The organism is Algoriphagus yeomjeoni (genome assembly GCF_049821175.1).
In the GTDB taxonomy this organism is placed as follows: Bacteria; Bacteroidota; Bacteroidia; order Cytophagales; family Cyclobacteriaceae; genus Algoriphagus; species Algoriphagus yeomjeoni_A.
The window spans coordinates 3941079-3957052 of sequence record NZ_CP187512.1; the positions used below are offsets into that span (position 1 = coordinate 3941079).

A 15974-nucleotide genomic window follows, 5' to 3' on the forward strand; every position below is an offset into this window, starting at 1 on the left:
AGAAAATTTTAAAACAACATGATTTTTATCGCGTGGGTATCACCCTTGCCTCCGTTCGTGTAGACACGAACATTGGCGTCGGTAAGGGATTATTTCTACCACAGAGCACGCTGAGATAACGCAGAGCGCACAATCCTTGCTTTATTGGAATTAGTTCAATTCCCTAGCCTCCGTTCGTGTCTCACGAACGGATGGTTGATGTTCGTGAGACACGAACATTGGCGGCGATTATATATCTATTCATTTTCGAAGCTTGGCTTTAATCGGATAAACGCAAGCTGATTCTCTTTTTTCAGATAAGAATAGATTGAGCCGTTGTGCACGAAGGTTTTTTCTTCGAAGTATTTACCAATAATAGGTATGTTATTGTCTAGCTTTTGCTCATGAATTTGATCGAGTTTTTCGTCAAAAACCGTTAGCACATAGAGATACTTGGGTCTTTGTGGATCGCTTTTGTCTAGCTCTCGGCTGTACCGGTAAAACCGCTGAGCATTTTGATCTTTGAGTAGTGGACCAAAGGTTACCTCGTCATTTTTGCGTTTGACCCAATACATAAAGAGACGTTGATCGGTAATGTCTTGTCTGTATTTTCCAGATTTCTTATCCGAAGTGATTTGGCTGTGGTATTTTTTATTGGTGACCGTGCCGCTCTCCGAATCGTAATACCACAATTCATTGCTGGCAGAAGTGGACAAAATGATATCTGGACCATTCAAGAGTAAAAACTTCAACTCAGGCGAACTGTTTCTCTTGCCGATATCATAATCTACCGTGATGGTATATTGCTTCAATTGGTCCCAAAAGTCAATCGGAATAAGCTTTAAAGACCTATCCACAAGACTTACTTTGGCTATCCCCAGTACGTTCCCCCCAATTTTGAAATTGCCATAGAAGCTTGCCAAATAGGAGCCGTCTGTCGCTATTTCTCCCAGGCCATCGATCTCAGTGTCAAAAGGCAAGCGATCTCCGGATAGTTCTCTGTTAATGAGTTCGTAGCTATCTATCTTCTTACCCTCCGAATTGAGCTTGTGGATTACTTTATATTCTTTAAAAAATGTATTGCCAAATAAGGTTTTCTTGAGGCCAAAGGGGAAATATTGCTTAACGCTATTGGGACCGTTGATCTTGTAATTGATTATACTGTCAAGTTCCAAGGTCTCCATGTTGATCACTTCCACTCTGGCGGTTTCTGGAGTTAGGTTGTACAGAACACCCTCTCTTGCAGAGTAATCTGACATGTTGAGGTCCATTTCCAAATAAATCTGCTCTTCCCCAGCATCGATAAAAACGGTATCGAGTACATAATTAAACTCAGGAGAGACATTGGCTACAGCAAGTTGCACTTCTACAGGTTTTTCCTCGCAGGAGGCAAGGAGGAGAAAAAAACCTAAGAGGTGGTGTAGCTTCATACGCTAAAAAGTAAGGTCAAAATTCCATAACACCAACTAAAAAGACATGATTGGTTGAGATCTATAGTGAAAGAGTGAATAATTGAAAAGATGTGATATTAGTTGATAATCACCACAGTAATATTTTTATCGTTAGCAATTAAATTTTCGGCTACACTTCCCAATAATAAATCCGAATCATCGGACTTCCCTTTCTTAGAAATGATAATCAAATCTGCCTTATACTCTTTGGCTTTTTTGAAAATGGCAGTACCTATAGGTTCGCTTTCTACCAGAAATGTTTCGAGCTGAGCAGATAGATTTACTTTTTTCTTGAGTTTTTCAAATTTTGAATGTGCTTCGCTCTCTAAGCTTTTTTGGATTTTTTTCTCACCACCTAGAAAAGGAAAATAGTGAATGCCAATCCTAAGCACATGAATAGGGATCAATACAGCATCCGTATTGCTTGCGATGAGTTTCGATATCTCAAGAACCTGGCTCGAATAGGAAGAAAAATCAATAGGTGAAAGGATTTTGCTAATTGTCGGCTTGGCAGTTTCAGGTACCAAAATCAAATTACATTGAAGAAGGCGAACCATCTTGCTACTGAATACGCCCGAACCTTCCAGCCCCATCTTTTTCCCCAAAAAGAAAAGGTCAAAGTTACTTTTGTTGATCCACTGAACCAGCTCGCTAAAGTCTGGTCTTGGGTGAATATAAATATGAATGTTACTGTTACCTGACCCAAAAATAGTATCAACACTGGATTGGATTTCTTTGTGAATCAACTCTACAAGCGTCATATTCTTTTTGTCCAATACGGCTTGCAATTCCGAAGAGACCGCTTCGATTTCTATTTGGTGGATGATACAAAGCTCATCAAAGTCAAAAAGTTTATCATACCCTTTTATAAACTGTAGGATCGTCTCATCCATTTCAGTCAAGTCTGCAGCTAAGGCTATTCTTTTTAGATTTTTCATCTCAAATTAATTTTATCATTGACAGATGCTGGAAATTTCAATGCTATTTCGGCTCTTGAGATTTCTCTTCGCTTTTTTTGATGCTTTTCTCGATTTTTTTCTCGTACCGTTGTTTATCAGTTGGTTTTTCAAGTTGTTCCATTTTCTGATACTCTGATTTTAATCCCTTATTTAAAGAATACACCATAAATAAGAGTATCACCAAAAACGGTAGGCCAGTCGTGATAGTCGCAGTCTGCAACGCACCCAATCCACCACCAACTAGTAACACTGCTGCAACTGCCCCCTCTGTTGTAGCCCAAAAAACCCGTTGTGCAACCGGGGACTCTAACTTACCTCCTGATGTAATGTTGTCAATGACTAAAGACCCTGAATCCGAGGAAGTAACGAAGAATGAAGCCACTAGAAATAAACTGATAATAGAACCCACAATACTCAAAGGGAACTGGTTAATAAATACAAAGAGCGCGGTGGAAGTATCTGAAACAATCTCATTGGCCAATAGATGGTTTCCCGATTGGGAATCCAAGTAAATGGCGGATCCACCCATGGCTGTCATCCATAAAAACGTGAGCAAAGAAGGGATCAGCAATACGCCAAAAATAAACTCCCGAATTGTTCTTCCTTTGGATACTCTGGCGATAAACATCCCAACAAAAGGAGACCAGGATATCCACCAAGCCCAGTAAAACACCGTCCAATCTCCTTGCCATCCTTCATCTATGAAGGCTTCTGTCCAGGTAGACACGGAGATGAAATCACTCAAATACGTTCCTACATTTTGCGGAAAGCCTCTCAAAATATAAAGTGTGGGACCAAAAATTAAAATGAAAAGAAGGAAAATTGCTGCAATTCTAATATTCCATTCACTCAAAAACTTGACTCCCTTATCTATCCCAGAAACTACTGAAATCGTGGCTATGGAAGTGACGGCTGCAATTAATAATACTTGAGTTGTGGATGTGTTTGGCAACCCAAAAAGGTAAAAAAGACCTCCACTAAGTTGTTGTACTCCAAATCCAAGTGAAGTGGCCAGGCCGAATAGCGTTGCCAAAACTGCAAAAACATCAATTACGTCTCCGATCCAACCATTGATTCTATCACCCAAAAGGGGATAAAATACAGATCTGATCGTAAGAGGTAACTTCTTGTTGTAGCAGAAAAATGCCAATGCTAACGCTACGATGGCATAAATAGCCCAAGCATGTAGTCCCCAGTGGAGGAAGGTCAAGTTCATCGCACTTTGCGCAGCTTCTACACTGTAGTTTTCGGAAGTCGGCGAGTTTGCATAATGACTAACTGGCTCGGCGACGCCCCAAAATAATAAGCCAATACCCATTCCGGCACTGAACAGCATGGCAAACCAGGCTGAAGTGGAAAATTCAGGTTGAGCATCTTTTCCCCCAAGCCTGATCTTACCGTATTTACTAAATCCTACGTAGATGCAAAAAAGGATGAACAGATTGACGGCCAAGATAAATAGCCAGCCCGTCTGATCTGTGATGAAATCTTTGATGCTGAGAAAGATTTGCTCCATAGGTTCCCCAACCCAAAGCGTAAGGGTAATGAAAAAGAATATGAGAAAGGTGGCCGGCCAAAAAACAGGTGGGTGGATATCGAAGTATTTGTTTTTCATGTGAAATGGTTTTAGAAATAATAACCGAGGTTAATGTTTAGTCTAGTGTTCCAAGGAGGATTGCGGTCAATGGGATTCGTATCACTGATGGGGTCTTGATAATTAATTCCTCTACCTGTCCCGATCGAGTTTCCTCCAAATGAATCAGTAAGCCAAGGCTGGTTGACTCCTTGGGCAACATCAAAATAGCAATATATTTTGCCTGCACTTACCAGAGCTCCGGGAACAAGCATATGCGTGGGAGCAAAGCGCTGGGTTTCTCCATTTAGGCGGATTTCACCGAATTTTTGCATGTAGGTATAGTCGCTGTAAAGCTGAACATTTCTGATAGGGCCCCAGTTTACAGGGATATCATAAGAAACTCCAATGGTGTACATCGCTGCCTCTGCGGCTACGTCGTAGGTACCAAAACCATATGCCCCCATTTGGACAAAATCCAGAATGGTACCGTTGTCGTCTTGGACATTTTTGAAATTATAATATAAGGCTTGAGTCTTTAAATTCCACTTCCCCCAGTTATTTTCAAAATGAATAGCCCCTGCGAATTGCCGACCAGTGTGCGTGGTTTGCTGATTGTAAATTTCATGGGATTGAAAGGAAAGGCCGATTTCACCGGATTTAAGGAGCTTTGCTGCTCTTAAGTTGATTTGCCTCCGCTCGATATTCCTATTTCCTGGGACTGGGACTACATCGTATGAATACCTGGCAGAAGCAGGGACGCCGAAACTCAGTTCGTTGGTTCCTCTTGGCTCTGATAGTAAAAAGTATGCGATATTAAATCGCCAGTTTTCAAACTCTTTAGTAAAGTTAAATCCGATTTGATGATCATCCTCCAGTCCAACATAGTAAGGGGTCGTAAACCACCAGCTGTGGGAGGCGTAGGTCAGTAGGCCAAAAGGTACTTGGGTAATACCTACCTGTAAGTTGGTCGTAGGATTGAAACGGTAACCTATCCATCCATATTTGATGAAGTGGGTATTGAACGTAGGGTAAAAGCGGTATTCAAAAGAAAGCTGCAGGCCATCACTATAGGAGTCTACATTGATTCGCCAGGTATCCCAAGTCCAATCGTTCCTGAGCTCTGTGCCCAAAGGGAAGGTTTTTCCCTCATAGTGTGCGTAAATGGTATTTAATCGTAGGGCTCCCCCTATTTTCAGCCAGGAAGTATCTTTTTTGGTTTCTTGGGCTGCAAAGTTTGCAAACTCCAGCGTGGCTTTGGAATGGCCATAATCCTTCTTAAAAATGTTTGATAATGTATATTCCCTCTTGACAGAATCTTCAGGTATATCTCTTGCCAAGATGGAAGTGGATACAAGTACAAGTTGAAAAAGTAAAAAGAAGCGCATCATTGATTGTAGATTTTCTTCCTTCAAAAGAAGTTGGTCTAAATTGCTGATTAGTAAGAGTTAATCGAAGAGTTTTAAATGAATGAAATCTAAAAACTCTTTGAACAACCTTTTTTAAAATAGCATTCAGCAAACGGATCTCCTAATACATGCTGATATTTTTTTACCAAAACCTAATTTTCTAGGACCATATAGCTGCTCATTTGGATCAAATTTCAGTTTCAACTTTGCTTTGGAAAATTTATTTTTCGGAGCTATTTCCAAATCGAGAAAGTAGGAATCTATAGTCCTAATCAAAGGTTGGTTTCAACCTCACAAAAGCCATTTCGTCATCGATGTTTAGAAACTGGTAGATAGCACCGTCTAGGAAAAAGGTATTGTTTCCGATTTCTAATTCCTCTTCGATCTGGGTTTCACCCAGCATATTCAGATCTTGGTCAAAGACGGTCAAAACTTTTGTTTTTCCTTCTATAGTGGTGCGCCAAAACACCTTTCTTGCGGGATCATGCATCAGCGGGTTGAATGCGACTTCACTTGATTTTTTCTTCCCTTCTTCTTGAAATCTCTCCATGGATTCTGTGGTGCGTTCATAATTTCCGGACTTGGCATTTGAGGTGAGTTTACTCTCGTAGACTTTATTTGTCAGACTATCGGTATCCAAATCATACATCCAAACTTCATTTTTTGCAGAAGTATTGATAATTAGCTTGTTAGCATGAAACTGCATTTTATGCTGCTCAGGAAAGGACATCCGCGTTCTTCCATCTTGAACCATGTAAATTTCCAAGTCCTTTAGGTATTGCAGGAAATCCGTTGGATGTAGACTCAATTCTTCGGTATCGACATTTAGCAATGCCAGTCCCAAGTAATTTCCTTTTGCTCCTACCTCTTGGTAGAGAGATGCTATCAAATTTCCCTCCTCAGAAATTGCCGCATCGATATCAATCATTGCTTCTGCCGGTAATCCTTGATTGCTCAGGTTTTCACCTTCGAACAGGATTTTCTTGATTTTCGTGAAATCAGGCGAGAGCTGGAAGATACCCGTTACATCGAAAAGAAATAGATTTCCATTCGATGGTTTGTCAAGGCCGATTACGAATCCTCCACCTACGCCGTTAGGGCCTTCTTTTTCCAGCTGCACGAGCTCCTTGAGCTCCAGCTTTTCTAAATCAATCACTTCAAGGCGTAGAGATTCTGGATTGAGATTGTAGAGAAGTTTACTTTCGGTATCGACATCAGAGATGCCTAACCGCCAATTCAAAAACAAGAACTCATCTTTCGCATCTACGAGTACTGTGTCGATGGAATAGGAGATTTCGACATTTTTTGTGGGCTCTTCTTGAGTTTCCTTCTCCGAAGAGCAGCTTGCAAAAGCTAGGACTGCTAGTAAATAACTTAGTTTTTTCATCTGTTAACAGTTGGTGTTAATACTTCAAATGCCATCTCGTCTTCAATATTTATGAAGCGATAGATTTTGCCGTCTCGGATGAATTTTCTCCCTAAATATCTCCCCATTCCTTCTTCTTCGTGAAGTAAGTTGAACTCTTCATCAAAAATGGATAGCACTCCTTTCCAATCGATATTTCCGTCAGGATTAAGGTCTTTCAAAAAGCTGATCCTGTAATAAAGATTATTCTCGGGATCATACATAAAATCCCCAAAAAGTGGCTCTTTGCTTCGTTGCGTTGAGGCCTCCTGAAAAGCTTCCATAGTCGCCACCTTTCGCTGGAAATTCCCCGGTTTGGCGGCGGGCAAAAGTTCTGTCTGATAATCGTAAGTCACTAAAGTGTCTTTTACCAAATCATAAACAGAAATACCGTTTATTGAACCCTGTGATATGATAAGTTTGGAGTCATTTAACAGCAAGTCATAACTATCACCTGAAGTGGTCTTCATTCCATCAATATCGAGTTCAATTTTAAATTCCTTGAGTGCGGAGAGCTTAGGAACTTCGATGCTTTTCAATTCTAAACTTTTTAGGTCAATAATTGCTAACCCATCCGCCATACTGGACCCGCCTCTTCCCTCAGCAGAGTAGGTTCCATAGAATTTGGACCCATCCCGGGAAATAATTCCATCAAAACTAATCAGCTTTCCTGTACCCAATTGATCTTGGATGCGCTCCTCGTTATCCCAGTTTATGAATCTTTTTAGATTCCCACTAGCATCCATTTGTCTCAGGCCGGTGAAAGATGAAAAGTAAAAATCACCTGATTCGGTAAGATTGATCATGTTTATCCCAAGTGCCCCTATTCCATTTGGCCCCTCCACTTCAAACTTCACGGTGTCTTTCAGTTGCTTTTTATCCAGATCAATAATTTCTAAACGTAACTGGGGACGATTAAAAATATAGAGTTCACCACTTTGACTCAAAGTAGAACCACTAAGTCCATTATTAAGAAAAAAGAATTCACCCTTAGAGTCGATATGTATCGTGTCCAATTCATAGGAAAACTGGAAATTTCCGATTTTTCCGTCGTTTTTTCTTTCAGTGGAGCAGCCGGCAAACGCAAGGAGTAGGAGTATAAGGAAGTGCTTATTCATAGGACATTGTTGGTTTGAGTCTCACAAAGGCCACTTCGTCTTCGATATTCAGAAAGGAATAGATCATACCGTCACGTATGAAGTATTTATAAGTTAGGATATATTCCGCTGGTAGGAGTGTTTCAGAAAGCTGATCAAAATTCTGGTCAAAGGCCGTGAGTACTGTTTTGTGCACGATGGTATCCCCTTTCATGCGATCCATTTCCTTAGTAAACCGCCAATAAACTTCCTGCTTTTCATCGAAAATCAACGGGCCGTAGCGTACATTTTTCTGGGTTTCCTTAACTAAATCCCTGTATTCCGCCTCCGAGTCCACACGCTCAGGAAAAGTTCTAGTGATCTCAAAACTGGTGTATTGACTGGAATAGGCTTTGGAGCTGAGAGAATCCGTCTTTAAATTATAGAAAAACAGTTCATTTGAGCCGCTATTGGATAGGATCAGGGTATCGTTCTTCGGCATTAGTTCAAAGTTTGAAAACATTGCTCCTACAGGATTATTATCTATGTAATAATTGATACGGTATTTCTCCATCTCCTTCAATGCCGGCAAGGGTTTATAAGAAAACTGCTCTTTTTCGAGGTCAAAAACCGCGATCCCGAGTGGTGCTTTCTCCAGCTTTTGGTCAGCATATAGGGTAAGTACACGCCTATTATCCCGATCAAGGACCTGGTCGAGACCTATACGAAATTCCTCAGGTAGATTTTCTCCCTCAAACTCATGATTTGCAAAAGTGAGCGATGAGAGTTTGGTTCCTTCTTGGTCAAATAGATACAATTCGTAACTATCAGAAAGATAAAATCTGCCATCAGGCAGCGAATACACATCGGACATATAGGGAGACCGGATTGCATTTGGTCCATCCATGCTCATGGGGATAACTCGTTCTAGCTTGAGGTTTTCTAGGTCTATGATCTCCAAACCGGGTTCATTGGATCCTGTTTTGAAGTTGTAGAAATACTTTTCGTCAGGGGATATATCCGAAGTGGTCAACTTCCAGTTTATGTAAATAAATTTATCGCTGGCATCTACCATCACGGTATCCAGTTCATATGAGATCTTTCCGGATGCGGAGGAAGTAGATTCACCACTTTCTTTAGTGCTGCAACTGGCTAAAACTGCCAGAATAATCGGGGTAAGAAGTTTGATTTTATTCATAGGTAGGTTTGATTCTGACGAAGCCAAGTTCGTCTTCCAGGTTGATGTAGGAATAGAGTGAGCCGTCTTTGAAGAAGGTGAGCGAACCGGTTTCTGAATAATCCACCTTTTCCTCGTGAAGCTGGGTGAGGTTCTGGTCAAAAATAGTTAGCACAATATTGTAGGTAGCTGAATCGCCAATCATGCGATCCAGAGTTGTACTGAATCTCCAGAATTTCTCATTATGATCATCGTAGTGAAACTTGAGGAAACTCACCTCTTTCACCTTCTCCTTTGCGTGGTCGAACAACTCTTTCTGTGAGCCTGCAGTTTTCTGATAATTGCCTTTCTTGGCATCAGGGGTAAGCTCAGAGTGAAACGATTTTTTCTCTACTGTGCCATCAGAAATGTCCACTAGATAGATTTCATTAAAGGCGCTGGTTGAAATATAAACCTTGTCCTCAATCGAATCAAAAAAGACTGTCTCTGTAACCGACATTTTGCTATTGCCATCAGGACTAAATACTATTTCAAATTTTTCGATTTTTTCAAAAATGTCTAATGGGACTTTTTTCAATTCCATAGAATTCAGATTGATCATTGCCAGCCCACTTTTTGCGCTATTATCCTGAGCACCATAAGCGCCAAAGTAGAAATCCTTATTATTTGACATAAACCCTTCAGGATATATTATTTCCAGTTCTGACAGAGCATCTGCCTCCAATGAATCTGGCGTAAACCAATACCTGGACATTTGATCACGGGTAGCATTTAGTTTGATCATGTAGCTAATCGTATTCAGGAAGAGTTCACCGCTGTCAGATACATCCATCATGGGTATGTAAGAGGTCGCTGCGTTAATTCCTGTAGGACCTTCATTCTCCAGCTTGATTACTTCCTTAATTGACAAATCATCAAGGTCTATTACTTCCAGTTCGGGTACGGTGGGGTTGAAATTATAAAGCGTTTTTTTGTCCGAGCTGAGGGAGGAAGAACGTAAAAATTTAGCCAGGTAAATAAAATGATCATCTCCGGGATCTACCTGCACAGTGTCTATTTCTACTGTGAAGTTTAAATTACTGGAGTTGGAGGATTCTGAATCAGTTTTCTCGGAGCAGGAAGCTATTAGGATTAGGAGGGAGGCAAAATATAGTGGTTTTTTCATTCTAGGAATATCGTTATAAATAGGCAATAGTTTTGGAACTAATATCGATTTGAATTAAAAATCAAAAGTGAAAACCGCGAAGCCCAATTCGTCTTCGACATTGACATAAGACCAGAGTTTGCCGTCTTTGAAGAAACCAGCTCTTGGGATAGTTTCAAGATTATCTAGTTTTGCTTCGCCTTTGAGGGTTAGCTCCTTGTCATAGACAAATAGGAAGTGTTCATATTTTTTTGGAGAATCAACGTTTGCCCTAGGAATTCCTATACTTGCAAAGCGAAAGTATCGCTCTGTTTTTTCATCCCAGTAGAATCCCCAATAGTCTATTTGGGTATGAAACTTTTCTCTTTCCGCTTCCAGCTCCTTGGGACTTTGCACTACATTTTTGACGTTTACGTCTTTTTCCAAGGGGGTTAATTCATGAGGGAATTCTTGATACATCAAGCTGTCCAGTTCTGGATTGTGGATATAAATACCATTTCCTACGGTAGAGGAAATTAAAACCAGATCATTTGGTTGCTCAAGTCTTACTAGTTCCCCTCTTCCATCACCTCCATCTCTACCGCTATTATATTCAACTTTATATTTTTCTATTTTATCAAACTCAGGGAGTTCAATTATTTTTTCTGTCTGACCCGAGGAATCCATCACAGCAAAATGTTTCCCCTCAACTTTAAATAAAAGTGGCAACGAATAGAGCTTTTTTCGCTCGAAATCCACTTGAAGCTCATATGTTAGATTTAGACCGAGAGGGAAGTCTTTCAAAAGCTCCTCTTCGTTAAACTCAAACTTTTTAATTCTTTTTCCAGTCTTGGAAAAAACCGAAGTAGATCCTAATAAATCCTGAACCCAAAAATTTCCATTCGGAAGACTTTTAAAATGATAAACAAACCTTCCTATTCCATCGGGTCCCTCTTCCTCAAAGGGATAATTATTGACTAATTTTAGGGAATTCAGATCAATTTCATGAAGGATGAATCTAGAGCGATCAAAGAAGTAAAACTGGTTTTTACTTGGTGAAAGTGAAACATAAATAGAGTTTAAATGCTTCAAATTAATAATCTCATCGCCAGGATCAACTACCACCGTGTCGATTGAATAAGTCAGATTCTCAAGAATATTCTTGGGCTCTTCTACGTCTGAAACTTCTTCGGAAATAGGCTTTTCACCACAAGCTGAAAGTAGAACAAGAAATGAAATCGCAAGAAGTTTTTTCATAGCCATCTAGAAATCAAAGGTGAATACTGCGAAGCCTAGCTCATCTTCGACATTGACATAAGACCAGAGCTTGCCGTCTTTGAAGAAGGGGTCTGATGGTTGGGACCTTAGACTTGGAAGTGATTTTTCACCGATTAGATTAAGGTCTGGGTCAAAGGCAAATAAATAGACATCGCTTTTTGTTTCTTCCTCCTCCGAAGATTTAGATTTTACAATTGAGGCAAACCTGTAGTATTGATTGGTTTTTTCATCTTTAAAAATCTTTCCAAAAGAAATATCCTCGCTGGTTTCTTTGGCAACTCTTCGAAACTCCTCCATAGATGTTAAATCATTGGTCACTGGTACCTTTTTGGAGTTGGGTACCAAATCAAACTGGTATGATTTGAAAGCTAAAGAATCAGTTTCAGGCAGGTAGATGTATAGACTGTTGGTAGCATTGGAGTGAATGATTGTTCGTCCTTCCTCTACATTGAGAACTATACTTCCGGTATTTGCGCCAGAATAGGAATTGCCTTCTCTATAAATAAGTGAGAATTTTGATAAAGGCTCAAATTCCGGTAAAGCGATAACTTTTCCCTTCAAATCTACTAAAGAGCCGACCGCTAGGCTTGTTACTCTGGTGGAGTCATTGACTGGCAGAGAATAAAGCTTTTGATATTTAAATGAAGGTGTGAGAGCGTATGAAATGGAATACTCACTGACCTTTTCTGTGTCTTCATATCCATCGATAGAAATTTTTAAGTCCCTTAATTTTTCTCCATCAAGATTATAAACCCCTGTGATTCTAAATCCATGAATAAATAGTTCATTTTCATTTAAAACTTTCAACGTTTGTGGAAAGTCAGGAACAGCATTTGGGCCTTCCTTGGCTAATGTTTGTTGTGATATCAACTTCAACTGATCCAGATCTATAACAGAAAAAACCGACGATGAAGGCTGAAGATGGTACAGGTATTTTTGATCCCTGGAAATATCTGATTTGATGATTCCATATTTCAAATCAATCAACTCTTCTCCAGGGTCCACTACCACCGTATCCACCAAATAAGTAAGGTTTTCGAGGATGTTTTTTTGTTCTGGAGATTCGGATTCTTTTGCGCCACAGGCAGCAAGAAGTGCTAGAAGGGAAATGGTAAGTAGCCTTTTCATAATTTTTAAAAATCAAAAGTGAATACTGCAAAGCCGAGCTCGTCTTCTACATTGACATAGGAATAGAGCTTGCCGTCTTTGAAGAAGGGAGATTCGAGTCTAAAATCAATTTGATCGAGTTTTGTCTCTCCAAGTAGATTTAAGTCTTCGTCATAGGCGAAGAGGAAAACCTCAGATTTTTTTTCCAATTCAGGGGTTTCTTGTGGGATTAAATTATATCCCAATCGGAAATATTGTTGTCGCTTTTTATCCCATAAGAAATCATCAAAGCTTGTTTGATATTTGAATTTGGCCCATTCGGCAAAAAATTCACTTTCATCCCCGACCTCATTTTTTACTTCTGCTGATTTTCTTAGAGAAACTAGTTGGTGAGGAAATTCATATAAACTAAGCGAGTCATTTTGATAGTCGTACACATAGGTATCTGAATTTGCACTGCTAGTGATGAAAAGCTTATCATTCAAACTCTTTACATAAATGGCCTCCTTTACTCCCAAATAATTCCCTCCTTGCTGCATATCTATCTTAAACCTTAAGGTTGAGACCATATTAGGCATGGAAATAGTTTTTCCTGTTTTGGTTTCTGGATCTATAATTATTAGCCTTACATCCGAACTTGTTTTGTAAGGACTGGTTAATGCAAAGAGGTACTTTTCATCATGAGAGATATGGGCTTGATAAGTGATCAGGCTTTCTTCATCGATGTCAAGACCCTCTATTTCCCTAAAATTGAATTTTAGACTTTTCTCCTTTTCTCCATTCATGTTGTAGATTCCGACATTGATACCAGAGGAAACAAATAAAAACCTGTCATCGCTCAATGGCTGGATGGTGGGAGGATTGAAACCTATAGAATTTGGACCCTCTTTTGAAAATTGATACCTATCTGTCAATTCTAATTTCTGAAGATCGATCTCGTTGATTACAGTTTTTTTATAGTCGTAATGGTAAAATTTCTTTTCGTCTAGTGAAACAGCAGAAAACCGTGTCCCGTGTGCTAAGTCAATAATTTCCTCACCTGGATCTACTACCACGGTATCCACCGAATAAGTGAGGTTTTCGAGGATATTTCCAGATTCGCTGGATTCAGAAGTTCCTTTTTCACCGCATGCAGCGAAAAGGACGAGGGATAGAAGAGGTAGTAGTTTTTTCATACTTAATTAAAAATCAAAAGTGAATACAGCGAAGCCGAGCTCATCTTCTACATTGACATAGGAGTAGAGCTTGCCGTCTTTGAAGAATTTCTTAGAAAAGGGATCTACAGAAACTTCAGTCTCTGCAAGCTGATTTAGGTCTTTGTCAAAGACCGTAAGTACATTTCTGAAAATCAATGAGTCTCCGATTTCTCTGTCAAGTTCACGAGAAAACCTCCAAAACTTCTCGTTATTCTTATCAAAATAAATAGGGCCGAACTTGACACTTTTTGAAGTTTCCTTCCTGATCGTCTCCATTTCATTGATGGTTTCGGCGGATGTTTTAGGAGGAATAGCCGTTTGGTCTTGGGTCAGTTCTGAATGGAAGGTTTTAGTATAGACTGTTTCACTTGCTAGGTCAAAAATAATCGCCTCGTTAAAATAGGCAGTGGAGATAATGAGTTGGTTATTTGCCAGTTCCAAATGGATGGGTTCATATGCTTTGTTGCTCAACCTTCCTTGTACAAAAAGCGAAAAGGTGAAAGGGTGGATTTTTTCAGCCAAATTGAGCTCGAATTTTTTCACATTTCTATTTTCCAAAGAAATGACCGCAAGCCCTTGAGGTACTTGTTCGAGTGTTTCATAAATGCCATAGAGTAGGTTACCATTCGTAATTTTTGGATTAAATGGAGCCAGTTTATGCGGCTTGAGACCTGTCAATGCATCTTCCGAAAGAGAATACTTCATCATAGAATTAAGGTCTGTCGGAAAGATTCTTACTTCCATAAATCCATAAAAAATAAAATTTCCCTTTTGATCCACCTGAATGGCGTAAGGCCATCCAGTGCCGAGATCTCCTTCTATTTCGGTGACGATCTTTTTAGACAAGCTGAGTTTATCCAGATCAATAATTTCTAACTCACTCTTTGGAGAAAAATTATATAATTTCTTCTGATCCTCAGAAAGTGTGGAGTGACTTAAGTCACTTTGAAGAAAGAGTATTTCCTCACCCGAGTCCACCATGACCGTATCTATCCGATAAGTAAAATTAAACTCTTCCTGATTGGATTGATCTGTTGGTTTACCGCAGGCCAGACAAATACTGAGTAAAAAAAGAGGAGTCAGTTTTTTCATACTTAATTAAAAATCAAAAGTGAATACAGCGAAGCCGAGCTCATCTTCTACATTGACATAGGAGTAGAGCTTGCCGTCTTTGAAGAAGGGAGAGGAAGGGATTTTGTCCACGTCTTCCAAAAATTTCTCGCCGATCAACTGTAAATCAGCATCGTAGGCGAAGAGGTAAACCTCTGCTTTTGAAGGGGATTCCTCATTTTCTTTTGGGAGGACTTTTCTACCAAACCTGAAAAATCTTTGGCTACTATCGTCCCAAAGCAATTTTTCGAAGCCTATCTGGCTGGAAGCTTTTTCCATTTCGCTTCTCCACTCATCTTCTGATGACACTTTGTTTTTGATAGTACCTGTCTTGGCTGTTGGGACTAACTGATGCGGGAAGGTGAACAGTTGTAACGTGTCTCTCTGGTAGTCGTAGCGGTAGATATCCGAGGTGACCGATGTGCTGATATACAGTTGTTCCTCGATCTCCTGAAGACGCACTTCCTCTATGTAGATAGACATCATTTTGTCACTTTGGAGCAAAATCCTGAATTCCGATGCTTTATCCATTGCGGGTATATCAAGGATTTTTCCTGAGCCATTTGCTGGGTCTAGGACCGCCAAGTCCCTGGATCCTTCCATAAAATTCCCTGGGAGCGAGAAAAGTAAGTTCCCATCAGCTGCCATGGTTAGGTTGTTAATCATAGGTGATTCATCTTCTATCTCTATCCCTTCGAAATCAGCAGGCTTGAGCTTGAGATCTTTGATTTTCAATCCATTTCTGTCATAAATCCCCGAGGTCTGAAAACTTGAAAACAAGAACTTTTCACCTTCCAGTTTCTGCATGGTTCCCACGTATTGACCAATTCCATTCGGGCCTTCCACTTCAAAGGGGAGAAACTCGTTTAGCTTCAGTCCATCCAGATCGATCACTGCGATTTTATGGTCTTTTTGGCCAAATAAAAAGAGCTTCTTCGAGTCTTCAGACAGACTGGAAAGCCTAAGTCCTCCAGACAAATCAATGATCTCTTCACCTGGATTTACCACCAGGGTATCGATGGAGTAGGTCAGATTTTCGAGGATGTTTCCTTGTTTAGTGGATTCGGAGTTGCCATTCTCACCGCATGAAGCGAGAAGGGTCAGAGCTAGAAGAGGAAGTAGTTTTTTCAT

At 40.0% G+C, this 15974-nt stretch carries 13 protein-coding genes; all 13 read right to left on the reverse strand.

The features are described from left to right. Positions 1-236: 236 nt before the first annotated feature. Positions 237-1409, reverse strand: coding sequence for a DUF4221 family protein (locus ACPUEN_RS15930; protein ID WP_425636886.1), 1173 nt, complete (start codon positions 1407-1409; stop codon positions 237-239). Between the two features lie 98 nt (positions 1410-1507). After that, on the reverse strand, positions 1508-2368 hold the full coding sequence (locus ACPUEN_RS15935) for a universal stress protein (protein ID WP_425636887.1): 861 nt from the start codon (positions 2366-2368) through the stop codon (positions 1508-1510). A 43-nt stretch (positions 2369-2411) separates the two neighbouring features. After that, entirely contained in the window at positions 2412-4004 is a 1593-nt protein-coding gene (locus ACPUEN_RS15940; protein WP_425636888.1) for a BCCT family transporter, read from the reverse strand. 11 nt (positions 4005-4015) lie between these two features. Continuing rightward, positions 4016-5353 (reverse strand): porin, encoded by a 1338-nt coding sequence (locus ACPUEN_RS15945; protein WP_425636889.1) that lies wholly within the window; start codon positions 5351-5353, stop codon positions 4016-4018. A gap of 286 nt (positions 5354-5639) precedes the next feature. Further along, positions 5640-6758 carry a DUF4221 family protein gene (locus ACPUEN_RS15950; RefSeq protein ID WP_425636890.1) on the reverse strand — a complete coding sequence of 373 codons (1119 nt, stop codon included), beginning with the start codon at positions 6756-6758 and terminating at the stop codon, positions 5640-5642. Beyond that, positions 6755-7894 carry a DUF4221 family protein gene (locus ACPUEN_RS15955; RefSeq protein WP_425636891.1) on the reverse strand — a complete coding sequence of 380 codons (1140 nt, stop codon included), beginning with the start codon at positions 7892-7894 and terminating at the stop codon, positions 6755-6757. Before ACPUEN_RS15955 ends, ACPUEN_RS15950 begins: the two co-directional genes overlap by 4 nt. Then, entirely contained in the window at positions 7887-9050 is a 1164-nt protein-coding gene (locus ACPUEN_RS15960; protein WP_425636892.1) for a DUF4221 family protein, read from the reverse strand. Before ACPUEN_RS15960 ends, ACPUEN_RS15955 begins: the two co-directional genes overlap by 8 nt. Next, positions 9043-10194 (reverse strand): DUF4221 family protein, encoded by a 1152-nt coding sequence (locus ACPUEN_RS15965; RefSeq protein WP_425636893.1) that lies wholly within the window; start codon positions 10192-10194, stop codon positions 9043-9045. The genes ACPUEN_RS15960 and ACPUEN_RS15965 overlap by 8 nt, the downstream gene beginning before the upstream one ends. Positions 10195-10248: 54 nt before the next feature. After that, complete coding sequence (locus ACPUEN_RS15970) at positions 10249-11409, reverse strand: DUF4221 family protein (protein ID WP_425636894.1); 1161 nt, start codon at positions 11407-11409, stop codon at positions 10249-10251. 6 nt (positions 11410-11415) lie between these two features. Next, positions 11416-12558, reverse strand: coding sequence for a DUF4221 family protein (locus ACPUEN_RS15975; RefSeq protein ID WP_425636895.1), 1143 nt, complete (start codon positions 12556-12558; stop codon positions 11416-11418). A 5-nt stretch (positions 12559-12563) separates the two neighbouring features. Beyond that, positions 12564-13712, reverse strand: a complete 1149-nt coding sequence (locus tag ACPUEN_RS15980; RefSeq protein WP_425636896.1) for a DUF4221 family protein — start codon at positions 13710-13712, stop codon at positions 12564-12566. Positions 13713-13718: 6 nt separating this feature from the next. Continuing rightward, positions 13719-14825, reverse strand: coding sequence for a DUF4221 family protein (locus tag ACPUEN_RS15985; protein ID WP_425636897.1), 1107 nt, complete (start codon positions 14823-14825; stop codon positions 13719-13721). A gap of 6 nt (positions 14826-14831) precedes the next feature. Continuing rightward, positions 14832-15974 (reverse strand): DUF4221 family protein, encoded by a 1143-nt coding sequence (locus ACPUEN_RS15990; protein WP_425636898.1) that lies wholly within the window; start codon positions 15972-15974, stop codon positions 14832-14834.

Bases quoted from the DNA above. Each gene is read 5' to 3' on its own strand.
- ACPUEN_RS15960 (WP_425636892.1), bottom strand. From the start codon at position 9,050: ATGAATAAAATCAAACTTCTTACCCCGATTATTCTGGCAGTTTTAGCC.
- ACPUEN_RS15930 (WP_425636886.1), bottom strand. From the start codon at position 1,409: ATGAAGCTACACCACCTCTTAGGTTTTTTTCTCCTCCTTGCCTCCTGC.
- ACPUEN_RS15965 (WP_425636893.1), bottom strand. From the start codon at position 10,194: ATGAAAAAACCACTATATTTTGCCTCCCTCCTAATCCTAATAGCTTCC.
- ACPUEN_RS15970 (WP_425636894.1), bottom strand. From the start codon at position 11,409: ATGAAAAAACTTCTTGCGATTTCATTTCTTGTTCTACTTTCAGCTTGT.
- ACPUEN_RS15935 (WP_425636887.1), bottom strand. From the start codon at position 2,368: ATGAAAAATCTAAAAAGAATAGCCTTAGCTGCAGACTTGACTGAAATG.
- ACPUEN_RS15940 (WP_425636888.1), bottom strand. From the start codon at position 4,004: ATGAAAAACAAATACTTCGATATCCACCCACCTGTTTTTTGGCCGGCC.
- ACPUEN_RS15980 (WP_425636896.1), bottom strand. From the start codon at position 13,712: ATGAAAAAACTACTACCTCTTCTATCCCTCGTCCTTTTCGCTGCATGC.
- ACPUEN_RS15990 (WP_425636898.1), bottom strand. From the start codon at position 15,974: ATGAAAAAACTACTTCCTCTTCTAGCTCTGACCCTTCTCGCTTCATGC.
- ACPUEN_RS15945 (WP_425636889.1), bottom strand. From the start codon at position 5,353: ATGATGCGCTTCTTTTTACTTTTTCAACTTGTACTTGTATCCACTTCC.
- ACPUEN_RS15975 (WP_425636895.1), bottom strand. From the start codon at position 12,558: ATGAAAAGGCTACTTACCATTTCCCTTCTAGCACTTCTTGCTGCCTGT.
- ACPUEN_RS15985 (WP_425636897.1), bottom strand. From the start codon at position 14,825: ATGAAAAAACTGACTCCTCTTTTTTTACTCAGTATTTGTCTGGCCTGC.
- ACPUEN_RS15955 (WP_425636891.1), bottom strand. From the start codon at position 7,894: ATGAATAAGCACTTCCTTATACTCCTACTCCTTGCGTTTGCCGGCTGC.
- ACPUEN_RS15950 (WP_425636890.1), bottom strand. From the start codon at position 6,758: ATGAAAAAACTAAGTTATTTACTAGCAGTCCTAGCTTTTGCAAGCTGC.